This is a genomic window from Aquabacterium sp. (genome assembly GCF_036279655.1).
Taxonomy (GTDB): domain Bacteria; phylum Pseudomonadota; class Gammaproteobacteria; order Burkholderiales; family Burkholderiaceae_C; genus Aquabacterium.
Map to the genome: position 1 here is coordinate 63,390 of NZ_DASUIT010000115.1, position 11,815 is coordinate 75,204.

Annotated in this window: 11 protein-coding genes, 2 tRNA genes and 1 pseudogene; 1 reads left to right on the top strand and 13 read right to left on the bottom strand. The window is 65.2% G+C overall.

Annotated features, from left to right (window positions below):
• Positions 1-13: 13 nt before the first annotated feature.
• Positions 14-667, top strand: a complete 654-nt coding sequence (locus tag VFW84_RS13145; RefSeq protein WP_329680913.1) for a TVP38/TMEM64 family protein — start codon at positions 14-16, stop codon at positions 665-667.
• Positions 668-740: 73 nt separating this feature from the next.
• Here the strand turns inward: VFW84_RS13145 and VFW84_RS13150 are convergent.
• The 13 genes and pseudogenes from VFW84_RS13150 to VFW84_RS13210 form a co-directional block, all read right to left on the bottom strand.
• Positions 741-817, bottom strand: a tRNA-Arg gene (locus VFW84_RS13150).
• 165 nt (positions 818-982) lie between these two features.
• Positions 983-1,059: transfer RNA gene (locus VFW84_RS13155), tRNA-Arg, on the bottom strand.
• Positions 1,060-1,117: 58 nt separating this feature from the next.
• Positions 1,118-2,374 (bottom strand): heme biosynthesis HemY N-terminal domain-containing protein, encoded by a 1,257-nt coding sequence (locus VFW84_RS13160; protein ID WP_329680914.1) that lies wholly within the window; start codon positions 2,372-2,374, stop codon positions 1,118-1,120.
• A 2-nt stretch (positions 2,375-2,376) separates the two neighbouring features.
• Positions 2,377-3,471 (bottom strand): uroporphyrinogen-III C-methyltransferase, encoded by a 1,095-nt coding sequence (locus VFW84_RS13165; protein ID WP_329680915.1) that lies wholly within the window; start codon positions 3,469-3,471, stop codon positions 2,377-2,379.
• Between the two features lie 50 nt (positions 3,472-3,521).
• The gene (locus VFW84_RS13170; RefSeq protein ID WP_329680916.1) at positions 3,522-4,313 is read right to left on the bottom strand and encodes a uroporphyrinogen-III synthase; all 792 of its coding nucleotides are present in this window, start codon (positions 4,311-4,313) and stop codon (positions 3,522-3,524) included.
• Positions 4,307-5,239, bottom strand: a complete 933-nt coding sequence (gene hemC, locus VFW84_RS13175; protein WP_329680917.1) for a hydroxymethylbilane synthase — start codon at positions 5,237-5,239, stop codon at positions 4,307-4,309. Before hemC ends, VFW84_RS13170 begins: the two co-directional genes overlap by 7 nt.
• A gap of 37 nt (positions 5,240-5,276) precedes the next feature.
• A complete protein-coding gene (locus VFW84_RS13180) occupies positions 5,277-5,996 on the bottom strand; it encodes a flagellar brake protein (RefSeq protein WP_329680918.1) in 720 nt (239 codons plus the stop codon).
• A gap of 11 nt (positions 5,997-6,007) precedes the next feature.
• Positions 6,008-6,352 (bottom strand): flagellar protein FliT, encoded by a 345-nt coding sequence (locus tag VFW84_RS13185; RefSeq protein WP_329680919.1) that lies wholly within the window; start codon positions 6,350-6,352, stop codon positions 6,008-6,010.
• Positions 6,349-6,828, bottom strand: a complete 480-nt coding sequence (fliS, locus tag VFW84_RS13190) for a flagellar export chaperone FliS (protein ID WP_329680920.1) — start codon at positions 6,826-6,828, stop codon at positions 6,349-6,351. Before fliS ends, VFW84_RS13185 begins: the two co-directional genes overlap by 4 nt.
• A gap of 92 nt (positions 6,829-6,920) precedes the next feature.
• On the bottom strand, positions 6,921-8,360 hold the full coding sequence (fliD, locus tag VFW84_RS13195; protein ID WP_329680921.1) for a flagellar filament capping protein FliD: 1,440 nt from the start codon (positions 8,358-8,360) through the stop codon (positions 6,921-6,923).
• A 120-nt stretch (positions 8,361-8,480) separates the two neighbouring features.
• Positions 8,481-9,449: a flagellin gene (locus VFW84_RS13200; protein ID WP_329680922.1), complete on the bottom strand. Its 969-nt coding sequence runs from the start codon at positions 9,447-9,449 to the stop codon at positions 8,481-8,483.
• 267 nt (positions 9,450-9,716) lie between these two features.
• The gene (locus tag VFW84_RS13205; protein ID WP_329680923.1) at positions 9,717-10,679 is read right to left on the bottom strand and encodes a flagellin; all 963 of its coding nucleotides are present in this window, start codon (positions 10,677-10,679) and stop codon (positions 9,717-9,719) included.
• Between the two features lie 379 nt (positions 10,680-11,058).
• Positions 11,059-11,815 (bottom strand): annotated as a pseudogene (locus VFW84_RS13210) (deoxyguanosinetriphosphate triphosphohydrolase); the annotation flags it as partial.

The window sequence follows — 11,815 nt, forward strand, 5'->3', positions numbered from 1 at the left end:
CCGGTGGTTATTGATGGTCATGTACCTCCTGGTGATCGTGGGTCTGACCCTGGCATGGCGCGACCCGGTGCTGCGTCAGTACATGGAGCCTGCGGCGCTGGCGCGCACCGGGCAGTCTCTGCTGGCCATGCCCTTGGGGCCCCTCATGGTGCTGGCTGGCTATGTGCTGGCGGTGGTTCTGGCCATGCCGGTCGCGGTGCTGATCACGGTGGGGGCACTGGTGTTTGGGCCTTGGCCGGGCATCGCCTACACCCTGGTGGGCATGGTGAGTGGGGCCATCGTGACCTATGGCATCGGCCTGTATTCAGGGGCGCAGCTGGTGGATCGCTGGTCCACGCAGGGGCGCATTCACGCCCTGGCCTTGGCCCTCAAGCGCCGAGGCCTGTGGGCCATCATCGTCATCCGGGCCGTGCCGGTGGCACCGTTTGTGGTGGTCAACATGACCGCTGGAGCCTTTCGGGTGCGCTTTCGGGACTATGTGCTGGGCTCGTTCATTGGGCTGGCGCCGGGCACGATCATGATTTCCTTGTTCATGGACCGTCTGACGGCCGCGCTGGCGGAGCCAGATGCCACCACTTATGGCCTGCTGGCAGCGGTGGTGATGCTGTTTGGCGGGGTGCTGTGGTGGTTCAAGCGCTTGATGGCGCGAGGGCAGGCCTCGCATTGATGTCGCTTGCCCTGCGTTTGTGGACCCACCATGACAAAAGCCCTCAGACGTGAGTCTGAGGGCTTGTCAATTTTGGTGCGGCTGGCAGGATTCGAACCCACGACCCCTTGGTTCGTAGCCAAGTACTCTATCCAACTGAGCTACAGCCGCTGAGAGAAGCGAGAGTATACACCAAGTCGCGTGTCTGGACGCGGCGCGGTGTGCGGTTTGTGTGTCTCTTTGAGAGACGCTCTTGGTGCCTTGCGCGCCCATCGGCGCTTTTGTATTGCCCCAATGACAAAAGCCCTCAGACGTGTGTCTGAGGGCTTGTATGTCTGGTGCGGCTGGCAGGATTCGAACCCACGACCCCTTGGTTCGTAGCCAAGTACTCTATCCAACTGAGCTACAGCCGCTGAAAGATGAAATTATAGCACGCTTTTTTGAAGCTTGTCCAGCCGGTGGCGCGGGTCTTCAGAATTTGCTGTCCGCCAGGGCGGCCGCACGCCAGTAGCGCGCCGCCTCCTCGTTGCGTTGCTCCTGTTCGGCCAACTGGGCCAGGGCGGCCCAGGCCTGGCGGCGGCTGGGGCCGTCGAGTTGCGCATCATTGGCGGCCGACAGCAGCAGCGTGCGGGCCTTGCCCCACAACTGGCGTTCGGCCAGGGCCAGGCCCACGCTCAGGCCCAGGGCGGGGTTGCGCAAGGCCGCGGCCGACACCCGGTCCAGGCGGGGCAGCCAGTCGGCCTCCAGCCCGGTGAGGCAACGTCTGAGGGCGTGGGCCAGTGCATTGCAGGCCTCGAGGTCTCGCTGCTCAATGCCATCCCACATCGGGGCCAGCCACTGTCGGGCTTCGGCGGTTTCACCCAGGTCACCCATGCGGATGGCCGCGCGCGCGACGACCAGCGGGTCGGCGCGATCGTGGGCATCGAGTTGCTGCCACAACTGGCGCAACTGGTCCGCATCCCGTGCGGTGTTCAGGGCCTCGCAGGCCAGTGTACGCAGCAAGCCTTCGGCGGCGATGGGCGTGAAGCCCTGGTGTTTGGCCAGCAGGCGTGCGGTGCGCAGGGCTTCCATGGGCTGGTGGGTCAGGCGGGTGGCGCTCAGGCGCAGGCGCAGGGCCTGGGTCCGGCGTGCCACGCCTGGTGGCAGCTCGGCCAGTTCACGCAGGGCGCGGCGGGCATCGCGGTCTTCGATGGCGCATTCGGCGGACAGCAGGCGCGCGCCTTCTTCGGTGGCGCGGGGCTTGCGGGTGAGTTGCCCGATCTCCAGGGCGCGCTGCAGATGGTCGTCGCGGCGTGTGCGGTCCTGCAGGCGGTGCAGGCTGGCGGCGGACAGCAGATGGGCCAGCGCGGTGAACTCGGCGTCGGGAGACAGATCGGGGGTGTCTGCCTGAATGGCCACAGCGCGCTGGGCTTCGCGGTGCGAGCGGCTGTAGCGGCCGGCCAGATACAGTGCCAGGGCCTCGCGCAAGGCGCCCTGCGCGGCGCGGTCTCGCTGGCCAGTGCGCCACAGCCTGGCCCGCTCGGGCAGCCGCAGCAGGCCATCGAGGCCGCGGATCAGGGAGTAGGCCGCCAGGCAGGTTCCCAGCAACAGCAGCAGGAAGAAGTTGAGGGACACATCGGTCCGCCAGCCCAGCCAGTAGATGGTGACCAGCCCATCGTTGGAGCCCAGGGCGGTTGCCGCCACGACCGCCACGATGGAGACGACCAGCAGCCAGACGATGGAGCGCATGGTCAGCGGCCTCCCGCAATGGCAGCGAGGGCGGCCAGGGTGTCGTCGGGGCGAGGGACCTGCGTCTGCGGGCTCTGGGTGGAGATGTCACCCAGCAGGCCCTGGATCAACTGGGTCTTGCGAGAGCGGGTGTCGAAATAGCGATCGATGGACTGACGGGCCGATTGCAGGTCCGCAGTGGCCGTGCCGGTTTGCCGACTCAGCAGGCCCAGCCGGGCATTGAGCAGGCGCAGCTTGAGGTTCTCGCGCAGGAAAAACGCCTGATCAGGCGCCAGCAGCATGGCATCGGGCTTGTCGATGCGGGTCACGCGGATCAGCCCTTGTGCCTCCTGCCAGACCACCCTGGAAGCCTGTTGCCCCCAGTGCAGGAGCCGATCCGACCACGGCGCAGAAGCCGTGGTGGCCGCAGCGGCAGAGGCGCCGGGTGTCGATTTTCCGGCGCTCGCAGGGGCGGGTGTTCGGGTGCTGACGGGTGCCTGGAGCAGGGGCAGTTCATCGACCAGGCGGATGGCCTCATCCAGGCGGATGGCCAGGGTCGGCAGGTCGGCCACCCGCGTGGCCTTGAGCCGGTCCAGATCCTTGGCCACGGCTCGACGCACGGGGTCCAGGCGGGGTTGCTGGGTGCGGGCCAGGCGTTCGTCGGCGGTCTGCAAGGCCGACACCAGGGGTTCTGCGCTGCCCGACAGGCTGGCCTGCTGCATGGCCACGCGCAGGGCGGCTTCGATGTCGACCACGAGGTTCTCGTCGCGCGAGCGGCTCATGGACTTGATGAGGTCCTCGACCTGCGAGCGCTGCAGGGCGACCTCGGCCAGGCGGGTGTCCAGCAGGGCAGCGCGGGCTGCGGCATCACGCGCCGTGTCCTGGGCTTGTCTGGCCAGCAAGCGGGCTTCCTGTGCCTGACTCTGGCTGTCCTGCTGGCGCTTGACCAGTTCGGACTCCAACTGGGTCACACGCTGCTGGGCACTCCAGGACAACCAGACGCCTGCCGCTGCCACGGCGGCCACCGCCAGCCAGGACCAACGAGACCAGAGCGGTCGTGCTGCCACGGGCGTCAGGGCGGGAGAAGAGGTGGGGGCGAGTGCGGTGGTGTCGGTCACAGTGAAAACATTGTATCGACGGGGGCCGCCAGCGGACAGGAGATCCGGGCTCAGTCTGGGGACGACGACAGGCTCCGTCGTGCCAGCGCCACTGCCTCGGGGCGAGGTGTCACCACGGAGACATGATCAAAGCCGGCCTGGCGGGCGCGATCGGCCACGCGCGGATGGGTGGCCAGCGCCTGGGCGCCGGGGGGCGGGGTGCCCAGGTGGCTTTCCAGGTGGTCCACGGCTTCGGAGCTGCTCAGCAGCCAGGCATGCGCTGCGGGGTCGGCGTAGGCCTGTCGCCCCAAAGCCGCCTGCGCGTGGGTCCACTGAGAGATCTGGCGCTGGTAGGTCAGCACGGCATGGACGCGCGCGCCCGCCTGACGGAGTTGCTCGGACAGCCAGGCGCGACCCCGCGCGTCACTCTGGTCCCCGCCGCTGATCACCAGGATCTCCTGGTCTTGCCAGTCCAGGCGGGCCAGCACGGGCCAGAGGTGCTCCGAATCGAACTGGGCGCTGTCCTCCGGCGGGCAGAGCAGTTGTTGCGGACGCAGGCCACTGTCGGCCAGCAACTGGCGCAGGGTTTGGGCCGTCCCCGGCCCCGGCGCGGCGGCCAGGGTCTGCTCAGGCCAGTCGCAGTCCGCCGGGCGCAGGCGGCTGAACCAGGCGACGGCATTGGGGCTCACAAACATCACCAGCCGGATGCCGGGCAGCGTGCGCCAAGCCGCCTGCACCGCCAGGGTGTCGGCCGGCGGGCCGATGTCGATCAGGGGCAGGGCGGCGGCCGGGGCCCCCAGGGCCGAGAGTTCGGCCGCCCACTGGCTGGCCTGTGGCTCGGGTCGGGTGACCAGGATCAGCATGCCTCGGCCAGCCAGTCCCGGGCGCCTGCATCGATCAGTTGTTGCGCGGCTTGCAGGCCCAGGGCATCGGCCGAGCGTGCATCGGTGGGCACGCCCCGCACTTGCGTCTGCAGCAGGCCGGGGCGTTGTGCATGCCCCAGCAGGGCGTCGACCACCAGGGTGTCTCCCTCGAACGTGGCGTGGGCGGCCAGCGGCATGGAGCAACTGCCGCCCAGGGCACGCGAGACCGCCCGTTCGGCCAGGGTGGCCCACAGCGTGGGCCGGTGATTGAGGGCCTGCAGGGCCGCATGCAGATCGGGTTGATCGGCGCGGATCTCCAGCCCCAGGGCGCCCTGGCCTGCTGCGGGCAGCATGGTGCGGGTGTCGATGACCTGACGGATGCGCTGGGCCAGGTCCAGGCGCTTGAGGCCAGCGGCGGCCAGCACGATGGCGTCGTACAGACCCTCGTCAAGCTTGCGCAGGCGGGTGTCGAGGTTGCCGCGCAGAGGCTCGATGCGCAGGTCCGGGCGCTGGGCCTGGAGTTGCACCATGCGGCGCAGGCTGGAGGTGCCCACCACGGCGCCCTGAGGCAGTTCGCTCAGGGAGGCGTAGTGGTTGGAGACCAGGGCATCACGGGGGTCTTCGCGCTCCATGACAGCCGAGAGGATGAAACCTTCGGGCAACTCCATGGGCACGTCCTTGAGAGAGTGCACGGCCAGATGGGCACGACCTTCTTCCAGGGCGACTTCGAGCTCCTTGACGAACAGGCCCTTGCCGCCGACCTTGGACAAGGCGCGGTCCAGGATCTGATCGCCCTTGGTGGTCATGCCCAACAGGGTGACGGGGCGTTGGGTCAGCGCATGCAGCAGGTCGCGCACATGCTCGGCTTGCCACAGAGCCAGACGGCTTTCTCGGGTGGCGATGATCCAGGGCGTAGGAGATTGCATGCGCCGATGCTACCAGCGGACAAGCCCGAGCCGCAGCTCAGGTCGTCAGTGCAGCACGGCGTTTTTGCGTTTGATTGATGTAATGCTGGAGCGCGCGCTCGTCTTCACCCTGCAGGCCCACCATCTCGCAACCCAGTCGGGCCCCGTGGGATTCCGGCTGCAGCACGGTGATGTGGTGGACGACGAGATCGACCGTCAACTGCGTCTCCTCGTCCAGAGCGAGCTGGCAGTGCCTGAGGGTGACACCCGCTGGCAGCATGGGCACCTTGGGTGGGAGTGACAAGGCCACGCCCCCCAGGCTGATGTCCAGGATGCGCAGGGCCAGCGTCTGATCGGGTTGGGTGGGGGGGGTGATGTGGGCCGTGGGCGCGTGACTCACCAGGGGCTTGACCCGGAAGAAGGAGCGCCGCTGGAAGCGAAACAGCTGCCGCGGGTAACGGGCATTGAGCGCGGTGTCGGCGCCGCGCACCTTCACCACATCGTCCAGCTCGAACTGCACCTTGATGCTGTCGAGGTAAGCCACCGCCACGATCTCGTTGGTGGCCAGCAACTGGTTGAGCCGGGGGTCGTTGTCGTCGGCATTGAAGCAGATGACCCCGCGCGCCGCATCGGTGCTCCACAGCATTGTGGTGTAGCTGGCGCCGCCAGGGCCACTGAGGGTGACCATGGCCCGTCCATCGATGATGCGCTGCAGGATGGACTGGATCTCGATGGGGGACGAGATCCGGTAGTCATCCAGGCTGTTGTCGGCGCTCATGGCTCGGCCAGTCAGTGCAGATGTTCACCATCCGGGTGACCGGTCATGCGGCTGAGGTCATTGATCCAGGGCTCGGCGAGGTTGCGGATCTCGGCATCGTTGCGCAGGATGCGCTGCATGATGCGGCTTTTGAGGGTGACCTCTTCCGAGTGCAGGGGGCGCTCGGAGGCCGCATGCTTGAGCTGGGCGATCAGCACGGCGCAGGCGCCTTCGAGCCGCACCACCGTGTCCCAGTCACCCGAGCGGGCGGCGTCGAGCATGTCCTGGCTGGCTTGTTCAATGGCTTCGTAGTAGCCCAGCAGGCCACGGGTCTGCACATCTTCTTCAGGAGCCATCATGAGTTCGGGCGCGTTCATGCTGTGGCCTCCTTCTGGGCATTCGGGTTGCCGCTCTGGGGGGCAATGGCCATCCAGGCTTCGCGGATCTGATTCATGAGGTTGCAGCATTCGTCCAGTGCGGTCTCATCGTTCTTGAGATTGGCCTGGGTCAGGCGCATGGTGATGTAGGCGTACAGGTCGCGCAGATTGCTCGACAACTCGCCACCGCGCTGCATGTCGAGGCTGGCCTTGAGGCCCTCGTCGATGATGCGCACGGCGCGGGACAATTCCTTGCCTTTGATCTCGATGTCCTTGGCACGCATGGCGCCACGGGCCTTGGCCACCGCGTCGAAGAAACCTTCGATGAGCAGCTTGACGAGTTCGTGGGGCGAGGCGTTGGACACGCTGGTCTGAACACCCACCTGGTGGTACGCCGACAAGGCTCGGGCACCAATCGGGATGGGGCGGGAGAAGGGGCTGGCTGGTGCGTACATCTCGTTGCTCGACTGTGGCATGTTGATATTCCAGTTATCGACCATTTGTGTGTGGGCTTGACCCGATCCCAGTGTGAACAACGGTTAAAACTGCACCGTGTTTGCCCGACCTGTCACGAACTGGATTTGTTGAGTGCGCTCAGTTGGGCCGTCACATAGGACGACAGGCTGTTGAGCTTGGCCATGGACTGGTCCAGCGCGGTGTACTGGGCCCGCAGGCGGTTCTCGATGAGGCTGCTGCGGGTTTCCAGGCGCTCGATCTTGTCCTCGTTGCGCTTGATCGATCCCTTGATGCCTTCGGTGCGCGAGCTGATGCTGCCCTCGGAGTCACTGACCTGGGAGGCCAGTTTCCGGAAGCGCTCGGCCAGACCCTCGCGGCTCGGGTTGGCCTCGTCGGAGGTGGCAAAGAAGGCCTTGAGCTCAGGGAGTTTGCCCATGGCCGTGTCGAGCTTGGCGTTGTCTACCGACAAGGTACCGTCCTTGGCGGCGGTCAGGCCGATGTCCGTCAATCGGGAGAAGAGGCTGGACCCCGAGCTGGAGCTGTAGGCCATGGACCGCAGTTGGCCCAGCAGGCCCGTGGCCGTGCTGTCGCCCTGGAGCGGTCCCGCGGTCTTGCTGCCTTCGTCGTACAGGGTCTGGACGCGGATGAGCCCCACGACATCGTTGTAGGCGCTGCGGAAGGCCTCGATGCCTTTGCGGATGCTTTCATTGTCCTGTTTGACATTGACCTCGACCGGCTCCGTGGTGACCTTGCCGACCTGGATGGTCAGGCCATCGATCACGTCACTGAAGGTGTTGGTGCTGGAGGTGACCGGCACACCGTTGATGGTGGCCTTGGCATCGGTGGCCGCCTGCGTCTCACTCATGGCGGTGATGTCGCTGGAGGGATCGTAAGCCAGGGCCGACAGACCGGGGGTGGCGCCTTCGGTCACGCTGATCTTCATGGCGTTGTCCGAACCGGGCGCGCCGCGCAGCACCAGTCGTGCTCCCGTGGCGTCATAGACCAGGGAGGCGGTCACGCCCGCATTGGCGGCGTTGATCTTGTCGCGGATCTTTTCCAGTGTGTTGTCGCCGGGACCGATGTCGATGTCCACCGCCGACGCGGCGGCCTTGGCGGCAAACGTGGCGGCTGGCGGTGCGACGGGATTGGCGGTGAAGGTGCCCAGCTCGATCCGGATCGTGCCGTCGCCGACCACGGCATCCTTGGCCGAGAACGACGAAGAGGCCAGGTACTGAGACTTGGCCAACTGGTTCACCTGGATGCTGTAGTTGCCTGACGCCGTGCTGCTGGTGGTGCTCACGGAGACCGACTTGTCGTCGCTGGATGTCGCCGAGGTGGCCGACCAGAAGCTGTCCTTGGTCAGGGCAGCAGAGGCGTCCTTCAATGCGGAAAAACTGCTCTGGATCCGACCCCAGGTCGACAGCTTTGTCTCGAGCTTGGTGTTTTCCGCTTCGACTTTGGTGATGGGCACCTTTTCGGCGGCCATCAACTGCGTGATGATGTTTTCGGCGTCGATGTTGCTGCCGAGACCGAGTGAACTGATGGAGGCCATGATGCTTCCTCTCAAGAATGCATGGATGTCCGGGTGCTAGGAACAGACACCCGGACAAAGTGGGAATCGGCGCATTGGCAGAAAACTTGAGAAGGATTAAGCGTAAACAGATGCTACAGATCAGCCTTTCAGCAGGGTAAGTACCTGCTGAGGCAACTGATTGGCCTGCGACACCATGGCCGTGCCGGCCTGTTGCAGGATCTGGGAGCGCGACAAATTGGCGGTTTCAGCCGCGAAGTCGGCATCCATGATCCGGCCGCGGGCGGCAGACTGGTTTTCGGTGTTGGTCTGCAGATTCGAGATCACGGCCTCGAAGCGGTTCTGCGCCGCACCGAAGTTGGCCCGGGTGTCGTTGACGCGGTTGAGTGCTTCGTCGATCACATTGACGGCGGCGTCGATGTCGGTGCCGTCGATGGCAGTGGTGCCGTCGTCTCGGAAACCGCCGATGGCGATGCCGTTGGCACCATTCGTGGCGTCCGCAAATCCCAGGATCACGGTCTGCAGCACGACGTTGTCGGCCAGCGCAGAGCGGACGGCAGGATCGGGGTCGGTGACACCGGCTTTGTTGCCATCTGCGGCGCCGGTGCCATACAGGTCCACCTCGGCCACGGTGATGCGGTCATCCAGTGTGGTGCCCGCGCCGACCTGGAAGTCCAGATCCGCGCCAGTGCCGTCGAACAGCTTCTGCCCGTTGAAGGACGTGCCATTGATCGTGCGGCCGATTTCAGATTGCAGCGCCAGGAATTCCTTTTGCAAGTTGGCCCGGTCGCCTTGACTGTTGGTGGCGTTGCGCGACTGGATGGCCAGTTCACGCATGCGCTGCAGGTTGTCGCCGATCTTGCCCAGCGCGCCTTCGGCGGTCTGTGCCAGGGAGATGGCGTCATTCGCGTTTCGGATCGCGACATTCATGCCCCGGATCTGCGAGTTCATCCGCTCGGCGATGGCCAGACCGGCAGCATCATCCTTGGCGGAGTTGACCCGCAGGCCCGACGACAGGCGCTGCATGGAGGTGGCCAGCGAGGTCTGAGACGTGTTCAGATTTCGCTGCGCGTTCATCGAGACGATGTTCGTGTTGATCGTTTGGGGCATGGTGCACTCCTAAGGGATTCATGACTTCCGACCTCAGGGTCGGCCTGCTAAGTGCAGGCCAAAGTCGCCATGAAATGTTGCTTCGACCTGTCGCACCAAGTATTTCGCCGAACAGGTGAGCGCAATCGCGGGATGTGCGGGTGAAATGCCCCTCAGAAAAAAACAAAAGACCACAGCCCGGTCAGCCGGGCGGCGGTCTTGTCGAGGTGCCCTGACGGGCTGTTTGCCCACCCGCCTCCTCGGGGGAGGGGCGGGTGTCTGCGTCGATCAACGCAGCAGGGACAGCACTTGCTGGGGCAGCTGGTTGGCCTGGGCGATCATCGCAGTGCCAGCCTGTTGCAGGATCTGCGAGCGCGAGAGGTTGGAGGTCTCGGTCGCGAAGTCCGCATCCATGATCCGGCCACGGGCGGCAGACTGGTTTTCGATGTTGGTCTGCAGGTTGCTGATCACGGCATCGAAGCGGTTCTGGGCAGCACCGTAGTCGGCGCGCTTGTCGTTGACGATGGTGATGGCCTTGTCGATCACGTTGATGGCGTCATCGATGTCGGTGATGGCCGCATCCGCGCCCGTGCTGTCCACACCGCCGATACCGATACCGGTGGCGCCGGTGGCCCAGTCGGTGTCCACCACCGAGGCCATGATGTCGGAGATGGCTGTGGCGCGGCCGGCGTCATCGGTGGCGTTGTCGTAGGCATCGATCACGGTCTGGGCCGCACCGGTGGTGCCGCCGTTGAGGGTGACGCCATCGATGGTGATCTTGTCTTCAGTGCTGGTGCCTGCGCCCACCTGGAAGGCCAGGTCGGTGCCTTCACCGTTGAACAGGCCCTTGCCGTTGAACTTGGTGCCTTCGACCGTGCGGTTGATTTCTTCCTGCAGTTGCAGGAATTCCTTTTGCAGGTTGGCGCGGTCGCCCGTGCTGTTGGTGGCGTTGCGGGACTGGACAGCCAGTTCACGCATGCGTTGCAGGTTGTCGCCAATCTTGCCCAGGGCACCTTCTGCGGTTTGAGCCAGGGAGATGGCGTCGTTGGCGTTGCGCACGGCGACGTTCATGCCGCGCACTTGAGAGCTCATGCGCTCGGCGATGGCCAGACCGGCGGCGTCGTCTTTGGCGGAGTTCACACGCAGACCCGAGGACAGGCGTTGCATGGAGGTGGCCAGCGAGCCCTGCGAGGCATTGAGGTTGCGCTGAGCGTTGAGCGAAACGATGTTGGTGTTGACAGACTGCGCCATGGTGCGCTCCTTTGATGACTAAAAAACTTCCCGGCAATAGCGCCGACTTGAACGGGTGCACTGGTAAAACCATTGCCACGTAGCCTGCCCGACGCTAGACAATCGATGGGCCCTTGGAGGTGAACCTTTGGGAGGCCTATCGCCGGCTAACCGGACCGCGGCGCCCTTGTCAAGCACCGTTGAATTGGTTATCGCCCGAACTAGTCCGCACTTGAGTGACTTTTTGCACTTGACATTGAACTTGTCTTGGGTGCGTTTCAAGGCATGGAGGTTTAGTTATCGACCTGGGGCGGGGGGACTTGAGCGCTCTTTGCACAGAGATACAACTCGCCCTGGGAGAGGTCTGAGGAGGGCCTGTGGCGGCCCCTGCGCAGAGGGATCAGAAGACCTTGCGGCCCGTCAGGCGCTCATGCTCGCGCATGGCGAAGCGGTCGGTCATGCCGGCAATGTAGTCGGCCACGGCGCGGTGCAGATCCTCGCGTTGCGCGAAGTCGGTCGGCATGGCCGAGGGCTGATCAATATAGGCGGCGAACAGCTCGGTCAGCACCTGCTTGGCCCGCGCCGTCGTGTCATTGACCTGGGGGTGGCGGTAGAGCTCGCGGAACAAAAACCGTTTGAGCTGCGTGCTGGACTCGCGCATGTCGGGCGAAAAGCGCACCAGGGGAGGGCAGCGTCGGGCCTGTTCGGCCGAGACAGGCATGTGCTCGGCGATCGAGGCCCGGGTGGCATCGATCACGTCATACACCTGCTGCGAGAGCATGCGGCGGATGGCGTCGAACAGCAGGCGTCGACCCTTGACCTGCGGGTACTCGCGCAGGGTGTCGTCCCGAAAGCGCACGAACAGCGGTACGGCCTCGAACTGTTCCAGCGTGACCAGGCCCGAGCGCACGCCATCGTCGATGTCGTGGGCGTTGTAGGCGATCTCGTCGGCCAGATTGCACAACTGGGCTTCCAGGCTGGGCTGGGTCTTGTCGATGAAACGCCGGCCCACGCCGCCGGGCTCCTGTGCTTCCAGCAGCTCGGCGTTCTTGCTGGAGCAGTGCTTGAGGATGCCCTCGCGGGTCTCGAAGCTCAGGTTCAGGCCGTTGTAGGCGGGGTAGCGTTCTTCCAGCTCATCGACCACACGCAGCGATTGC